The organism is Pedobacter sp. ASV1-7 (assembly GCF_040203335.1).
GTDB lineage: Bacteria > Bacteroidota > Bacteroidia > Sphingobacteriales > Sphingobacteriaceae > Pedobacter.
Genome location: NZ_JBEHBV010000010.1, coordinates 21644 through 39149 on the forward strand (window position 1 = coordinate 21644; position 17506 = coordinate 39149).

Here is a 17506-nt window from a genome sequence, read left to right on the forward strand (position 1 = left end):
AATTATTCTTTTAAAAACTTCCATTAATCCCAATAGCAAAACTCTTTGGTGTCGGATAGTTGATTGTAAAAATGTCATTAAAATCAGGGTCGATCTGTTGCTTGTTTTTCCTCCATATTATACCAAAATTTGTTGCATAAAAGTATAATTGCATCGATCGCAAGGGTAACCAGGCATATTTTTCCTTCTTTAAGTTATAATTCAGATTAATATCCTGAAAACGGATGTGGTCACCACTCTCCACCAGTATTTCGCTATATTTATAAAAATTTGAGCGATTAATGTTCGAAGGATATACTAATGATGGCACTGAGGTATTTAATTCATCACCCGGAGCCTTCCATCTAAGATAGTAATCTGAATGTGGTGCGTTAGTCGCTATATCCTGTAGATTCAAACTCATCCCCGTCCTCCTAAACACATAATCTAACTTGTACGTGATATTAAATGAAAAAGAAAGATCTTTCCAACCTATTGAATTTCGCAGGCCCCCAAAAGTTTGCGGACGTGAAGAGCCATGATAAACTAAGTCTTCGATCTTAGCAGTACTTATGATCTTGAGATAATCTTTACTTTTCTCCCCGTTTAACAATCCAAGAGGGTCACCTGCTCCAGCATCTAATCCGGCCCATTTATAAGAGTATAGACCGTATAAAGAATTACCAACGACTGGTTTCATTAATCCAGAACCGGAAACCACATCTGTGGAACTATAATTGCGATCAAAATTTTTCACCTTATCACTAATTCGGCTAAAAAGAATATCTGTCGTCCAGCTTAGCTTTCCCCTTATAATTCGAGAGCTTAGAGTTATATCAAGACCTCTGGTCGACACCCTAGCAGAATTACCCTTGAACGTACTAAAGCCCGTCGATGGAGCAAGATATTGGTCTTGAATCAGGTCCAAACCGTCCTTATAGTACAACTCTAATGAACCTGAAACAATACTTCTCTTTGTACGAAAGTCGATGCCAATATTAGAATTGCGCACACGCTCCCAGCGAAGCTCAGGATTAGGAGGGGAAACCACCACAGCTCCTGGCAAACCAGAAATTTGGGCATTTAAACCATACTGGGCAATCAGGTATGCCGACTGATTGTAAACATTGCCGTTAAATCCATAGGTACCTCGTAAACTTAAGTAAGGCAATAGCTCAAAATTATAAAAGGACTCGTTGCTCAGGTTCCATTTTAATCCGGCAGACCATAGAGGTGTGACTTTTTGGTTGGTTTTGACCCCAAATAGATTTGTCCCGTCTTTTCGACCACTTAAAGTAAGGGTATATCTTTCATCATATGTATAACCAATGTTAGAATAGTAAGAAATAAAACGGTTCATTGTTCCCAAGCTAAACCCAGAAGGATCTGGAATCACAGCTGAACCGGAGGGTGTAAGGGGGAAACTGTTTGAGAAATTCAAATTGTTAATTGCCGTACCAAGCTCGTCATTATAACCATAAGATGTGCTGGAATATCTGTCTGATTGAACCTGTCTGATCTCTGCTCCAAGTATTGCATTTACATCATGCAATCCCTTAATCTTCCTGTTATAATTGGACTGTGCTCGGATATTGTAAGCCGAGATCTTATTATTGATCATGGATAGGATGCCCCCTTTGGGAATGGGATAGGTAAATACGCCCGTTTGCGCATTGCGTTGTGAATACCTGTTGATTTGATTACGGGTTGAATAAGTACTTAAATCGGACAGATTACGTGTATTCGCATTTTCTCGTTCATACTGGTATTGTAGTTCAACATTCAGGTATTTATCAAAAGAGTATTTTACACTGCTCCTGAAAAACAGGTTATCTGATTTAGTAGAATTGTTACTTCGCTGTATTTCATCCAGGATACCATAAGACCAATCCAGGTAGCCAAGTCCGGCTAAGCTGTTCAGGTAAGACTGTCGATAATTTTTTGTAGTAGAAAGAGGATTGCCATTTTCGTCAGCGAGTCTTGCATAAGGATAAAGTGCTCGGTCACTATAGTAATTTGTACCCCCACTTCCGAAAATCAAACCACCTGCATTGCCTTTCCTTTCCGTCTCTACGTACGTAATGCCCGTTGTAAATTCCAGCTTTTCTGTAGGTCTGTAGGAATTTAAAGTATTAAAGGTTAAACGCTGATCTCCGTTTCGAATATAATGGTCTTTATTATTATCATATCCGCCGGATACAGTAAATGTATAGTTGCTACCACCACCTCTGAATGCCAAATTATACTGTTGCTTTACGCTTTTTCGATTAACGTATTTATCAAAGTCCTCCCGGACATCATAATTTTTCAGATCATTAAGCTGTCCTAATATTCGCGCACTATCTGTGCTATTGGTTGCATTACGTCGCAGCAGCATCAGTTCTACAGATGGTGTTAAGGCTGGCCGGGAAGTAGTATTATTAATCAATGAATTATAAAAGCCTTTGTCAAACAAAAACTGTTCTACCTCAATGTAACCTTCCGCGGTCAAGTAGTTTTTTGTGTAATAAATAACGGGCTTATCTCCAATTGTTGTATTGGCGTTAAAGGATACATTGATTTTCTCATTCAGCTTACCTTTTTTGGTGGTAATTACGATTACGCCATTCCCTGATCGCGCTCCCCAGATACTTGCTGCTGCGGCATCCTTAAGCACGGTAATTGATTCCACATCATTGGGGTTGATATTTTCGATACTACCGGAATACGGAAAATTATCAACCACGATCAGTGGGTCAGCTGATGCATTAATTGTGCTCCGGCCTCTAATTGAGATCTTCTCATCCTGAGTGCTTGTTTTATTAAATATCAAACCACTCGTTACTCCGTCTAATCGATCTAAAATATTAGTAGATACTTTACGATTTAACAATGTGCTATCTAAAACTACAAAAGAACCTGTTGCGCGTTCACGTGGCAGCGACTGAAAACCTGTATTTACGACCACACTCACCTCATCCAATTCCCCAGAAGCCAACACCATCGCTATATCCCCCATATCCTTCTGCGCCTTCAGCTCCCTGCTCTCAAAACCCAGATAAGAAATCACCAGCACCGCATTCTCCTCCACACCCACCAGTACAAACTCCCCCTTACTCCCCGTCATCACCACCTTATCCGTACCCTTCACCCTCACCGTAGCACCAGCCAAAGCCTCCCCCTTCTCATCTCGAACCACACCTTTGACATCCAACAACAAAAATCTGCCCATCACCTTATCCAGCAAACTCTTAGGCTTCTGCTTAATCACCACCATCTTCTGCTCAATCTTATAGGTCAGCTCCTGCCCCTCCATACAAGCCTTTAGCGCCTCCTCCAAAGAAACATTCTTCAGACTCACCGTCACCGGTTTAGCTTCCTTTAAATTCTGGTCATTGTAAAAAAAGTGATAACCACTCTGCTTCTTTAAGCTCTTGATTACCGCAAGTAAAGGCGTCTTATGCTCAGATAAAGTAATCTGCGCCGTACTAATCGCACTCACCTGCATCAGCATCGCAGTTAAAAAAAATATGATCAGGTTCAATCTCATAATTACCCCCCTTAACCAGCCAGATCCGGCTCCAGGAAAACCCGAAAAACCCTTTCCAGCCACAGTCCAGCCCTTGCCATACCGCAAAGACTTCGACCACTTCAGGTCATTAAAATTCATTACATTTGTCTAGTTTAGTTCTTGTTCAGTTGATTCTCAAAAATTATTCAGGACAGATCCAAACCTCGCCGGGCGTATCGCAAGTACTCCCGGCTCCTTTTTCTAGTGATCCATCCAACACTCTAGTAGCCTATTTCCTCACGATCACCCTCCTCCCTTCAATTTTAAAATGCACCAGATCAGTCATCTCAATCATATGCAAAGCCTGCGAAATCTTCTCATAGCGTCCCATAGAACCACTAAAAGTCTTATCCGCCAAATTATCCTCATACACCACCTCCACATCATACCAGCGCGAAAGCTTACGCATGATACTGCCCACCGTCTCCCCCTCAAAAATAAACACCCCATTCTTCCAGGCCACAGCCTCCTGTACATCCACCTCAGCAACCTTCAATCTATCACCCTTTAAAGCCGACTGCTCACCCGGCACCAGCACCTTCTCCAGTTTCCCACCCGCCAAAGCACTCACCCTCACACTACCCTCCAGCAAAGTCGTCTTCACCACATCCTCATCGGTATAAGCACTAATGTTAAAATGCGTACCCAACACCTGAACAGCCTGACCCGCAGCATGTACCACAAAAGGACGCGATTTGTCCCTGGCCACCTCGAAATAACCCTCACCCGTCAAAACCACCTCCCTTTTGCTTAAACTTTTAAAATTCACCGGATACACCAGTTTTGAAGCCGCATTCAGCCAAACCCTCGTTCCATCGGGTAATTTAACCTGGTACTGACCACCACGAGGCGTCTCCACCGTATTACTCAAGCTCACATCCTCCACCGCAGCATGATCATTCCCCTTAACCTCATAAACCAGCTCACCATCCGCAGTCTTACTCACCGTAATCCCCCCCTGCTTTGCCAATTGACCACTAGCCGCATCCGTCAAAGCAATCCTTCTCCCATCAGCCAAAGTCAAAAAAGCCCGGTTACCACCCGGATCAACATCCTGCACCACAGCGATCTCCGAACCGGGCTTAATTCCCTCCTTCTGATTATAATAAAACAAACCAGCCCCCAATACCAATACCACCGCCGCAGCCGCAGCAATCCTAGGCCAAAGCCTCCTAAGCTTCAATTCCTCACGAGGCGTAGCAATCACCTGCGCATAAATCTCCTCAGAACGGTTCCCCCGAAGCTCCAGATCCTCCTCAGCTTTCATCCCATGCCAAGTCCCCTCCATCAGTTCCTTTACAAAATCCCTTTGCACTTCATCTTCTAGTATAGCCGTCCACTCCAACTGTTCAGCCGTAGAAAGCGCATTTTCTATGTAGCGCCCGTGTAAGTATATGATCCTGTCTTTATTCATTTTTTTGAGTCCGTTATCATAAGCGCAAAACACGCCCATTTCTCTATAGACTGACGAGAATCAAAACAGGGGCAATCAGAAATAAAATATTTTTTTTTACAGCAATTTAAAGATGACAATCAATGCCGCCACATCGGTATGCTCACGAAGATAATTGCGCAGGAAACGAAGCGCCAGCTTCATGTGACGCTGAACCGTCTGCTGGGATAGACCTAGTTCACTGGCCACCTGTTCATACTTCAAACCCTGCTGGTGACACAACTGGTAAACACGTTTCTGCTGAGGAGGCAATAACTCCACCGCATCCAGTAAAACCTTACGCGTATCATTCAACAAAATCAGCTCCTCGGTATCATTATGAATTTCCTTCCAGTCATCTCCCATCCGTAAATCCGCCCGGATCTCCAGCTGCCTGCGGTACATCGCATCCATCGCACGGTTACGCGCAATTGTCAAAAGGTAATTCCCCAGATGCTTTATTTCAGTCACCCGAGACCCCATCAACCAGAAACGCATAAACACCTCCTGAACAATCTCCTCCGCCTGGGCCTCAGATTTTACATACTTCAGCGAAAAGGTATAAACCCTTCTGTGGTAATGGTCATACACCGAGCGAAACGCATACGCATCCCCTTCAGCAATCTGCTTTAAAAGGCGCTGTTCATCAGGCAGTATCTCCGGTATATTTGCCAATTGGTTTATTTGCTTGTTAGTAATGAATGGAATTTATCCCTTAAAATAATCAAATTCCAAAGCAATACTAAAGATTTATTTTCAAAAACCTAATAAAAACAGTTACAATTTGCTGGTTGCCCTATCCTCAGAGAAAACAGGTACTTATGAAAAAATGGCTCGCCTTTTGATCGCAGAAAAAATAGCGCAGTCGCAGATGAATTCAGGTTCCAAGACAGAAAATCATCAGCTGAAAATGAACCAAATACATGCCGATACTACATTAAACGATATAAAGCTCGTTTCCGACTAATCGAAATTGAAAGACTGGAAATGGAAAAAAAGACAAAATATGGGGTAACAAATCGTACAAGCAATGGATATAAAAAAGAGCATTCTTATAAAATTTCGATAAAATGAATATCAAGTTTCTGAAAAAAATACCTGCAGTTGTTTTACTGCCAGTAGTCATCATTTCCTGTGAGCAGAAAATAAAAACGAAAAACCCAATTGATCCAAAACCCATAAAAGAACCAGTTACAATTCTGGCAACTCCCCCAGTTAAAAGTATACCCCTTCCAGCCACTTTAACCATAGAAAAAATAACCGCAGCTCAGTTTAACACAGCCTCTCAACAAGAAAAAGTGAGCAAACCGTTAGAGAAAATCACTGATTTTAATACCGTACAAAAGCTACTGACCGGAGTAGTTGACTTCAAGGAAATGGACAGTCGTTTAAGGGTCAGTAAGATCAATTTTCGCAACGGCAGCACTTCTGGAAATAACGATCAATTAGAGGATTGCACATTTGTTGCCTATTTTCCAAGCGAAGACATATTACTCCTGGAAGGAGGCCATACCATAGATGTAAGCTTTGATCTGAAAACTGGACAAAAGACCTATGATGCTGGTAATCCAGATCTGGTCAGCACTTCTCCTGGTGGCAAATACAGACTGAACAAAGTATTTGAAGGTCAGGAATGCTTTTATCATTTCATCCAGGAAAAGAAAAATGGTAAATTCCAGAAAGTATTTGAGCTTGATCAAATCTTTAAAAAGAAATATAATAAATGGCTTTGTGTCATTGAAAAAGGATTCTGGACAGCCGATGATATTTTTTATTTTAGAGAAGTCATCCAATACAAAGAAACAGGTAACACGTATGAATATTACAAAGTCAAGATCACCCAGGCACAATAAAATTAAAACGATCGGAACAATATGGGGCAAGCTTAGATCTGGTCAGAAGAACCAAATGGAAGTGCAAAAGTTCACTATTAAAAGAGCAATATTTTGATTATGGCAAAGAAAAAAAGAAAAATTGTTTTACAAACAGGAGACGTTATTAGTATCCTGTTAGATTCAAATGAATATGCATTTGCAAGGGTAATTGCAAAAGATGATTTTGGAGATGTGATTGAAGTGTTCAATTATTTTAGCCACGAAAAACACGACTATGACAAGGCAATAAAAAAAGAGCGTTTACACTATCCTCATATAATTGATTCTTATAGTATCTTTTTTTTAGGAGAGGAAGGTTTTGATGTTGTTAAAAATGGAGCGGGCGATTTTGTGCCAGAAGATTATAGCGAATTGAAATTTAATATGGGACCGAAAGAATTACCAAAGTTTTATTATTTAGATGGAAGACAGGAGAACATAGACAATAGTGATAATCCATATCCTTGGTACAGTTCACAATCTGATTTTGATATCAAGAGATTAATTGATTTTTGGAGGAATAAAAATAAATAAAAAGCTTCTGAACAAGCCTAAAAGACAAATAAGGGTTTTGAAAAAAGAACAAACATGAAAAAACTAACCACATTACTTTTGGCAACAGCCTTTCTTTTTCATTCTTGTACCAGTAAGGATAAGCATCCAGATGTTTTAACCCTGGAAAAACTAATTGAAAACGGGGAGGTTATTTTCATTGAGAAAAAAGATTCAGTGTCACTATTTCCTTACATTACGTTTTTAAGCGACTCGGTCTATCTAACGCAAATGCCTCATCATAATTACTCCGAAACTAAAAATCCAGGCAGTAATGGAAAAACAGCGACTGATGTAAGCATAAAAAACAGCTTTGCGCTTAAAAATGTATTTAACGGCAAAACGTATCTTTCTGAAACCTTAGATTCAAAATCATCAGTTTACATCAACGAAAAAAATGACTTCATCATCAAGGATATCATGTTTTTAGCACCTGATTACAACTCAAAAATAAAAGCTGACACTATTGCAACCAGGAACATTGCGGATGTAAAAATGGATGAAAAATTAAAGAAGCTGAATGAGTTTGATGAAAGCATAATTTACAAATGGACAAATACCGGAAGGCTTGGAACCATGCACGAAATGTTTTATTACCAGATTGGCGGAAAAAAGTTTAAGTCTACAACAGAGTGTTACCTAATTACAGAAAACGGAAATTATTTCTATAACGGTAAGTTGGGCATACTTAAAATTAAGTAATTAAAAATGAGTGAGAAAAAAATAAAAACTAAGGGAGCAACAATTGTACTCGACCCATCCATAAAGGAGTTCAGTATCGTACTTGGAGAACGATTTTTCTTCAATTTCGATAGCCAACAATTTGAAATAGATACCAATCCTTATGGAGATCCACGATGTGTACCTATTTTTGATTTAATTGCTTTAAATAATGGACTGCAGTTCACAAGTCAAAGGAAAAGCATTATAATTGCATCTTCCTTTCCTATAGACCGAGCAATTATAAATGAAATGTTGCTGTTAAATGCAAATGAAATTCGGTTTGCCGAAAATGACACTACCAAAATTGAAATTTCATTAGAAAAAGGAGTGCTTAAAAGCATCAGATTAATTAAAATAGTTGATTATTCATCCATAGATTTCCTCACCTTATTATTTGAAAAAGAACAATCCTTTGTTATAAAATATCCCTTTCAGAAACTGCCTTTGAATTCTTTTTATTTTGAAGGAAACAGTATCGTTTGCCAAAGTACCGAAGAAACAATAATGTGGGCAATCTCATTGCCCCAAACGGTTATTAATGGCATAAAAAATATAGTATTATTTGAAGCATAGATCATAACCTACCTTATGGACATCGTAAAACATATTAAACAGCATACGGAAAACTTACAAAATGTATTCGGGCGTTTATCGGCAGAACAAGCTAAAAATGTAAAACTTGCTGTCATGGAATTTTATTATCTATTGCCCGGTTTTGAGGAAGCTATTAACAGGTATATTGGAATCAATGTCAGTAAAAATCAGCTAAGAACCGATATACTTAACCAAAAAACAGAAAGTTACAGCCAGGCAATTGAAAAAAGCAATGCTGAAGTAGACGAATATGCAGATGACTATGAAGAACTTGAACAGATATCAATTTTCATATTGGATGCTTTTGAAAATGCTGTGGCTGATACCAAAAAAAAGGCAAGTGTAGTTGCACTTTTTCTTGGTATTATAGACACGCTGGACCATTACGAAAATTTCTCAGAAGAACCGAATACTGGAACCATTTACTGGAACAGGAAGTAGGGTTTCAAAATGAAATCTTGATGGCAGTAGAAAAAAATGAGCCTTTGGATATTTCGATTTATCAAAAAAGATACAATGGTGTTGAATTTTCGGTTTTATAAATAAAAAAATACAAATGAAAATCTACACTACCTTACTCCTTATCCTATTGTCTATTGCGCAGGCAAGGGCACAGCAAAAACTGGTTAAAGACATTGATTTTGACGGAAAGAACGACACCATTTATCTGGATACAGATGAGTCAGTTATTGTATGCCAGCTTTCCTCTCAGCAATACAAGCCCATAACAAGCCAGCCCATAGAAATACTGAACCAGCAAAGCGGTGTAAGTGCAACAAAAAACGGCTTTGAGTTTCAAAACCATTGGATGCGGGCAGGATACAAAAACCAGTTTCGTTATGATAAAAAAACAAAGCAAGTCCAATTAATAGGCATGAGCCGTTACGAATTTGGCCCGGCCAACAACGATGGCAGTGGCGAATCCAGTGTCAATTTACTCACCGGTGACTATATAGGCAATTGGAATTTCTACGACAACTTGGCCAATAATCAACAAGGAAAACTGGTAAAAATCCCCACCATCAAAACAAAACTGTGGTTTAATAAAACTTACTTAACCGGCTTTAGTGATAAAACATATTTTAATTTTTCTAAAAGATGCTCGAAACTGTATTACAAACACAAAGCATTGATGCAGTCAAAATAAAACACCATCATGATGATTTCGAAGTACACACATCCAGCAATAAAACAACCATTTCTAGTCCTGTTACTCGGCACTCAGTTTTGTTTTGCCCAAACAAAAGGCATTCCTGATACCATCAAATCGGCATTTGAAGGAACCTGGCAGAGTAAAGAAAAACATTATACCAATACGGTTAAGATATATTTTGAGCCAAAGAAAGATTATGCTCTGTTTACTGATATTGGTACAGGCGTGGCCCCCACCAAAACATTTAAAGTACAACTAAAAGGAAACTTACTTGTCCTGCCGGCAGTCAGAAACCAAAACGACTGCATAGAAATGGAGATTATAAAAGGAAGACTGTACTTAAGAAGTAAAACAGCTCGATGGGATGAAAAAGGAAATATTATAAGCTCAAATAAAGACCATCGGGAACAAAGGGTTTTTAAGCGCGTAAAAAAGTAAAACAACAATTATGACAATTTCGGAATTTAAAGAAAAGCTACAAATCCTACACCAGACGCTGTTCCCCAAAGAATCACTGGATAACCAAGAAGTTGAGCAGAACTATTTTCAGGTAGTTTCTCCATTTGTAAAATCCCCTAATGATACCATCTATCCATTTTTTGCCCTCCTAGAAGAAAGCGAATCAAGCATCGAATTCATCCTCAACAACCGGCCTGCAGATTTATTTATGGTCAGCAAAGATCACCTATTCGCTTATGATCCTATGGTATACATCAAAATTAAAGAACAATGGGAATCCTTTGAATTCAATTTGACTACGCTGCTTCTCACCGAATATGTGCATTGGATAGCAGAAAATACTGACAGCAAACTGGAATTTCGTCTTGAAGGGTATGCCATGTATGTTCCCATAAAAAAGCATTGGAACCAATTTTTTAACCCCTTCTCCTATCCCGATAAAATATGGATAGGAAAAGAATTGAAATCAGTCATCCTGATCCAAAATGAGATCAGTATGCTTAAATGCATGGCAAGAGATGCCGAGACTTTGCAAACTGCTCAAATGCTATTGGAAGAATCTTAGTCAAAACAACAGCCATCCCTAGGATACGTTGTTGACGCAGCAACCTCAAAGGATTTTAACAATGTATTTTACATAGCCATACGGCTGTTCAGCAAGTAATATAGCTGCTTACCCTGTATGTGATCTGTCCCCAGCCTTCTCATATTATCTTTGAGACCAGTCAATCAGACTGAAAACTCAATTCAATCAGATTTATGGAAAAGGGCAAAATTAAAACAAAACTATACCTGCACGATACTGTACTGTTCAGAATCCCCCAGTTTCCTCTAAACGCCAAACTGGAAGATTGCTGGGAAGCACTTAAAGCCTCTATTGCTGATGCTTCTCCCGACTTTTATGAAATGATCAGGGATTTACAGCCAAGTGACATTCCAAACCAATCATCAGGGGTACAGATCACCATTGGAAAATACTTCAACAGGGCAAGATTCCGCGCAACACCTTATGGCAGTTTTGCAGGATTTGGTGTTTGTGGTTTAACTCAAAATGACCAGGAGCCCATAGTAATTAATGAAAAACCAATTTCGCATCATTTCAGAAACTGGCCGGAAATTGCTGATTTAAATGATTTTTGGAAAAACAAACCAGATCACGATATACTGGTATTCGCCAATTCCAGTTATTACCGGATCGGCGATCAGATTAGGTATCTCTATAAAGAAGGAAGGGAATTCGAATTGAGTGATGTCGGCTATGAACCAGTAATTGAGCGCATCCTCGAATTATGCTCAGTGCCATTAAAACTTACCCTACTGATCGCTGAGCTGATTCCGCTTTGCCTTGACACTAATTCCATCAAACCCCTGATTTTCGATCTGATCGATGCAAAGCTACTAATTACCAATTTTCATCCCAATATCATAGGAAAGGATTATTTCCAGCGGCTAAAAATTCCGGTTAATCTGTCCTCTACAGTTTATACCATTACCGAATATCATAAATTATCCGGCGCCTTGAATGAGTATTTATTAAAAGACTTTCAAGAACTCATTAACTTTTTGCACCATTGGGCACCAACACAAAAAAACACGGTAGATCTTGACAATTTTATCACTGGATTCCGCAAGAAATACGATCAAAGGCGTATTCCAATCATGCAAGCGCTCGATCCTGAAATCGGGATCGGCTTTGGGTTTCTGGAATCACAAAAAGGGCTATCTAATTTGATAAAAGACATCCAGGAAAACAAATCAAAGTCCGCTATAAACCAGGATACTAACCTCAGAGAACTACTGGCTCCAATAATGTTAAAAGGAAACGGATCAAAAGTTATCTGTCTTGAAGATGAGACCATTGACTTAAAAAAACAGAAAATGCCTTTACCAAATGGCATCAATATGCTTTTCTCCATAACAGACCAAGGTATATTACTGGAACAGCTGGGAGGTAGTTCTGCAAACACATTATTGGGCAGATTTTCTATTGTTAATGATCAAGTCCTCGATAACTGCCGCAAACTTGCAGAAATAGAACAGCAGGCGAATCCTGATGTGCTATTCTTTGATATAGCTCATGTAGGAGATATTAACGTAGATAATGTTAATAGAAGAGCACAGATTTACGATTTTCAACTTTCCATCTTGAATTATGACTGCTCTAAGCAACCCATCAGTATAGACGATATTGATCTTACTGTGATGGGAGATCAGCTTTACTTGATTTCCCGGAAACATAATAAACGTTTGATACCCAGGCTCACTACAGCATACAACTATGTCAGATCAGACCTCTCTTTATTCAGACTACTTTGTGACGTCCAAATGCAAGGCATACAAACCCGGTTTCTTTTCGATCCTGAACAGGCCATACCCGGACAGCTATTTTACCCCAGAATACAATACAAAAACATTATTATCTCGACCGCAAAATGGAAACTTGAATACAGAGAAGAATTCCAAAACCTGCAAAACTTTTTGAATTACGTTAAAGAAATTAATCTTCCTTTCCACATTAAAGTTGGTCATGCTGATCAAACGCTAATTTTAGATCTGCAAGATGACAGCGATATCCGTATGTTAATTTCAATCCTCAAAGCAAAACAAACATTATTGGTAAACGAAGGTTTTACCTCATCCAACTTTCAAGTCAAAAATCAACGAGGAGAAGACTTTAACTCTGAATTTCTTTTGTCTTTTTATCATACACAATGCATTTATCAAACAATCCCCTTTGAGAAAAGAAACAAAAATACAATTCAGCGTTTCTTCCTGCCTGGAAGTGAATGGCTTTACTTTGAATTCTATGTGCATTTCCTGCAAACAGATGATTTGCTCTTGAATGAAATTGCTACATTATTGAACAACCAACAAAAGAGCATAACGGAATGGTTTTTTATCCGGTACAATGAAAACGGTGATCACATCCGCCTGCGTTTAAGAATTCCTGATAGTAGTCAACTATCCGTGGTCATAAAGGCTACTGAAGGTTTAATGCAAGTAAAAATGGATTGCGGCTTAATCGCTGATATCCGAGTATGCCGATATGAACGGGAAATTGAAAAATATTCTGCCCAGCTCTACCCTATAATAGAAACGCATTTTCATATTGATTCCTGCTATGCCTTCAGCTGTATTGGCAATCATCTTGAGGAAACCATGATTTACCATCTGACCCTTATGCTGATGCTGGAAACGGGCGAAGCGATTTTCCGAAATGCGAGCGATTTCCAACAACTCATTTCCAAATTTTGTGAAGCGCATAACCGAGAACATGAAATGAATACGAAACTTTTTAAGATGCTGAACAGTAACTATAACGAATTCAATAAGCAAGGACACATTATTCCGGAATTCCTGATACAGTACTTCAAATCTCTGAGACAGTCATTTGTCAATATGCTGACGATCACAGACGACAAGCGAAAACCAGACCTGTTTGCGAACCTGTTTCATATGCACATCAACCGGCTCTTTGCCTCCGATCAGCGCATTCATGAAACCATCATCTACAATTACCTGGTTAAACAAATCAAAACCGCACAGCACCATCATAAGGAATTGGTTTAATGCTTCCTCAAAACCCGCTGCATCAATAAAGATTTATTGCTACGGCCAATTGGTAACTCCGCACCGTTTGACAAATAAACGGTGTGGCTATCAATTTTAGTGACCCGCTGAATATTGACAATATAAGATTTATGGATGCGTACAAATAGCTCTGAAGGCAAATCTTTTTCGGTCTGCTCCATGGTCGTATAAGACATCCTTGTTCGATCACTGGTTACAAAGTGCATATAATTTGAATCGGCCTTGACGTATAAAATATCCTCATGCATCAGTTTGATCCACGAGCCCTTTCCATCCCCAGGAATAAACAAAAATGGCGTTTGCAGATCTGCTCCTCTTTTCTTCCCGCCCAATACCGCAGTTTTCAGCTTTTCTATACTCTTTAAAAAGCGGCAATAAGAAAGCGGCGTCAGGATATAGTCCATCACATTGTGTTCAAAAGCCTCCGGGCCATATTCCCTTTTCTCAGTGATAAACACAAGATTGGTCAACTGGTTCACCGCCCCGGCAAACTCAATTCCATTCAGCCCCGGTAAATCCACATCCGTAAAAGTAATATCCGCCTGTACCTGTTTACTCAGCAAAGCCTTCATCGCCTTAACCGGATTCCCCTCTCCCGCAAGCAATACCAATCCTGGAGTCATCTCCACATAACCCGAAAGCAATTCCAAAATCGCTGGTCTGGCATCAACTATATAACAGCTCAAATTCTTCATTAATTCATCACAATTTTTTTATCCATCATTATTCACTTCTCAGCGACCATTTACGGAGCCATCTGGTCGTTCAGCAAGCCATCCTGCTATTCACATTCGATTCAAAATTCGGTTGTCCCCAACTACTTATCTTTAGGTAAGGTTTCAGACCTATAAATCAATTATTCATTTTTAAATTCATTATTATGAAAACCAAAAACTTAAACATTAACCGCAAATCGAAATTTACATTCAAAAACAAATCGACAGCTTTTTCATCTGCTCCAAGTGATCCGACGACAACAAGTCAGACAACACATCCAACTATAACATACCTTTGCAAGGTGAACTAGTTCAATTTTTTAACAGGAAGCAGCACTTAGTTGCTTCCTGTGCTTATGATTAATTCCTATTGTTAATCTAAACCTCAAGCATATGAAAACCAAAAACTTAAACCTCAGCCGCAAATCAAAATTTATTTTCATTAACCGCTCACTCATACAAACTATTGCATCCGTACAAACTGACAATACGACTAACACTGCAACAGTAACCACAATTCCTACCATGTCTTTCAATTGCAAAGTGAACTAGTCAAATCGCTTAATCATACGAGTGGCTTTACTTCAATAGTGCTTCCCCTATTCCAATGAACTTCTTTATCTATAGACTGCCGAGAATAAAAACAGGGGCAATTGAAGTAAAAATTTAATTCAGAAAAAAAATTGGTAGTTGCCTATTTAGAATGATGAGCGATCAAAAAAAAACGGAACCAGTCAGGTGACCAGCTCCGCTTTTTAAATTAACGCTCTCAATATCTAAGGTAAAAAACTAAACCCAAAAACCAAACCATTCCGAATAAAAATCACAAAGACAAAGTCTGCTGCTGTCCTTTACTAGTTTTCCCTTTAACGGCAGGAACAGACTTCTTGACCAGTCGCTTCCTCGCCCTAGGTTTCTTTTTTGTAGCAGGCTGCGATTTCTCCTCCACTTTCAATTCCGCCCTCACAATCTTCTGAATATCATTCTTGATCCTGATGTAATTTTCCTGCAAATCATCATAACTCACCTTCCTGATCAAAGGAATAGGCATATAAGCAGCTTCTTCTTTAGCTATCCCCTCATGATCATTCTGCAACTGGGCATGGAACATTTTCAGATCGATCTTTTCACCAGGACTATCCGCCACAATCCCCACAAATTCACCGGAAGATAAAGTCGCAATTTTAGAAGCCGGAATCGCATAATCCAGCTGCGTAGATTTAGAAACAGAAGTTTCCGAGCTATTGATACTCACACTCTCCCTATCCTGCATAATCTTCCCAAAAGTCTCAGAAAGCTTCCGGGCACTATCCCCAGTCACCTGGCCACTAATGATATTACCCGAAATCCCCGCAATAATTTCCGCAAACTCAGCACCATATTCCTTTTTCATCTGCTCAATAGATTGAATCCCCAGCGTACAACTGATCAGATTCGATCTACCCGTACTGATCGTACTCACAATACCCGTAGCCACTAAAGTAGGAAACTCATCAAAGATCAGACTCGACTTTAGCTTCCCTTTCTTATTCACCAGCTTCAACATCCTACTCACGTATAAAGACAATACCGCCCCATAGGTATCAATCTTCTGCGGGTTATTCCCCATACACACAATCTTAGGCGCATCAGGATTATTGATGTCCAGCGTAAAATCATTACCCGAAAGCACATAATAGAGTTGAGGAGAAGACAATCTCGCCAGCCCAATCTTAGCCGAAGCAATTTGCCCCTCCAGTTGCGCCATCGCATTATTCCTGTAAGCTGAAATAAAAGGATTGATCAAAGCCTTAATTTCCTCCTGCTGTTGCAACAAAGCAAACAAAGGATCATAATCAATCATCATCAGCTCAATCACATGCGGCAGCGTGCAATACTTCCCATTCTGATATTTACGCAAATACCAGATGATCGCTGTTAAAAAGTTAATCGGACTTTCCACAAAAAAATCCCCAGTCTTTTTTAACCACTCCTTGTTCAGCCCCAGCATAATCGTCCGGCTCGATTCCGTCGCATCGGTAATGTCCTCCATACTTTCCGGATCAAGCGGGTTACACCTATGCTTGGGATTTTCCAGGTTAATCACAAAGAATTCAGGTTTGACCTTATAATTTTGATGATATTTCAGCAGCTTATTATAAGCCATCCTGCTCAAATCATCAAACTTAAAATCGTACAAAAACATCGCAAATCCCTTTTTCAAATGCTGATCGATGATATGCCGGATCACAAAATACGTCTTCCCGGCACCCGCAGAGCCCGACACCAAAATGCTTCTAAAAGGATTCACCACATTGACCCATCCATTTCTGACCACGCCCTTTAACCTGTATTTAGTAGGCAGGTTCACCGAATACTCATTTTCTAACAACCTTTCTTCCTGAGGAAAGGTTTCATTCTCCGAGTTGAACACATCTTTGCTTAAATTGAGTTTGATCAACCTGGACAACCAGCTGCCACCAGTAAGGATCAGTAAATACCCGGTAACAGTTAAGCCCATATACAAGCCAGCTATGAGGGGAATGCTCCCGGGCAGGTAAAATACCAGCAGGCTAAACAAATATACCAGTAAGCCACATAACAGGTAAGCCACTATAGTGTTCCTTTGGATCTTCTCGTCCTTTTTGCCTTTTACCCCCAACAGGGATATGCACAAAAACAGTAATGCAGCTAGTTTGGCTTTGAGCAGGCCAATAAACAATCCTGTCTGTGCGACATTTTCCGCCATACGGTCTGTAATTTCTGCCGTTAATCCCCATAACTGAAAAGCCTGGTGACAAACGATGTAAAAATGAATGATTAATATGGCGATGCTGATTAACCTGGTCAGGTCAATGATCTTACGCAAGCCCTGCACATCTTCTCCTGTATTCATATAAAAAT

The 17506-nt window shown here is 39.6% G+C and carries 14 protein-coding genes; 9 read left to right on the plus strand and 5 right to left on the minus strand.

All coding sequences use genetic code 11. The features are described 5' to 3' along the window. Positions 1-10: 10 nt before the first annotated feature. The 3 genes from ABDJ41_RS19890 to ABDJ41_RS19900 all read right to left on the minus strand — a co-directional run bounded on the left by ABDJ41_RS19890 (position 11) and on the right by ABDJ41_RS19900 (position 5636). On the minus strand, positions 11-3628 hold the full coding sequence (locus ABDJ41_RS19890; protein ID WP_349787867.1) for a SusC/RagA family TonB-linked outer membrane protein: 3618 nt from the start codon (positions 3626-3628) through the stop codon (positions 11-13). Between the two features lie 130 nt (positions 3629-3758). After that, a complete protein-coding gene (locus tag ABDJ41_RS19895) occupies positions 3759-4943 on the minus strand; it encodes a FecR family protein (RefSeq protein ID WP_349787868.1) in 1185 nt (394 codons plus the stop codon). 96 nt (positions 4944-5039) lie between these two features. Further along, the gene (locus ABDJ41_RS19900; RefSeq protein WP_349787869.1) at positions 5040-5636 is read right to left on the minus strand and encodes an RNA polymerase sigma factor; all 597 of its coding nucleotides are present in this window, start codon (positions 5634-5636) and stop codon (positions 5040-5042) included. Positions 5637-6031: 395 nt separating this feature from the next. On the opposite strand from ABDJ41_RS19900, the gene ABDJ41_RS19905 reads away from it, so the two are divergent. The 9 genes from ABDJ41_RS19905 to ABDJ41_RS19945 all read left to right on the plus strand — a co-directional run bounded on the left by ABDJ41_RS19905 (position 6032) and on the right by ABDJ41_RS19945 (position 13886). Continuing rightward, the gene (locus ABDJ41_RS19905) at positions 6032-6814 is read left to right on the plus strand and encodes a hypothetical protein (RefSeq protein ID WP_349787870.1); all 783 of its coding nucleotides are present in this window, start codon (positions 6032-6034) and stop codon (positions 6812-6814) included. A 99-nt stretch (positions 6815-6913) separates the two neighbouring features. After that, entirely contained in the window at positions 6914-7369 is a 456-nt protein-coding gene (locus tag ABDJ41_RS19910; protein WP_349787871.1) for an Imm26 family immunity protein, read from the plus strand. Between the two features lie 54 nt (positions 7370-7423). Then, on the plus strand, positions 7424-8089 hold the full coding sequence (locus ABDJ41_RS19915) for a hypothetical protein (RefSeq protein ID WP_349787872.1): 666 nt from the start codon (positions 7424-7426) through the stop codon (positions 8087-8089). Positions 8090-8095: 6 nt separating this feature from the next. Beyond that, positions 8096-8683, plus strand: a complete 588-nt coding sequence (locus tag ABDJ41_RS19920; protein ID WP_349787873.1) for a DUF8184 family protein — start codon at positions 8096-8098, stop codon at positions 8681-8683. Positions 8684-8698: 15 nt separating this feature from the next. Then, positions 8699-9145, plus strand: coding sequence for a hypothetical protein (locus ABDJ41_RS19925; protein ID WP_349787874.1), 447 nt, complete (start codon positions 8699-8701; stop codon positions 9143-9145). 115 nt (positions 9146-9260) lie between these two features. After that, a complete protein-coding gene (locus ABDJ41_RS19930; RefSeq protein WP_349787875.1) occupies positions 9261-9851 on the plus strand; it encodes a hypothetical protein in 591 nt (196 codons plus the stop codon). 9 nt (positions 9852-9860) lie between these two features. Further along, positions 9861-10295 (plus strand): hypothetical protein, encoded by a 435-nt coding sequence (locus ABDJ41_RS19935; protein ID WP_349787876.1) that lies wholly within the window; start codon positions 9861-9863, stop codon positions 10293-10295. Positions 10296-10305: 10 nt separating this feature from the next. Then, a complete protein-coding gene (locus ABDJ41_RS19940) occupies positions 10306-10881 on the plus strand; it encodes a hypothetical protein (protein ID WP_349787878.1) in 576 nt (191 codons plus the stop codon). A gap of 194 nt (positions 10882-11075) precedes the next feature. Continuing rightward, positions 11076-13886, plus strand: a complete 2811-nt coding sequence (locus tag ABDJ41_RS19945; RefSeq protein ID WP_349787879.1) for a thiopeptide-type bacteriocin biosynthesis protein — start codon at positions 11076-11078, stop codon at positions 13884-13886. Here ABDJ41_RS19945 and ABDJ41_RS19950 read toward each other — a convergent pair. Together ABDJ41_RS19950 and mobC are read right to left on the minus strand one after the other, a co-directional pair. Further along, complete coding sequence (locus ABDJ41_RS19950) at positions 13883-14593, minus strand: LytR/AlgR family response regulator transcription factor (RefSeq protein WP_349787880.1); 711 nt, start codon at positions 14591-14593, stop codon at positions 13883-13885. The genes ABDJ41_RS19945 and ABDJ41_RS19950 overlap by 4 nt on opposite strands. Positions 14594-15446: 853 nt before the next feature. Further along, entirely contained in the window at positions 15447-17498 is a 2052-nt protein-coding gene (mobC, locus tag ABDJ41_RS19955) for a conjugal transfer protein MobC (RefSeq protein WP_349787882.1), read from the minus strand. Between the last annotated feature and the right edge of the window lie 8 nt (positions 17499-17506).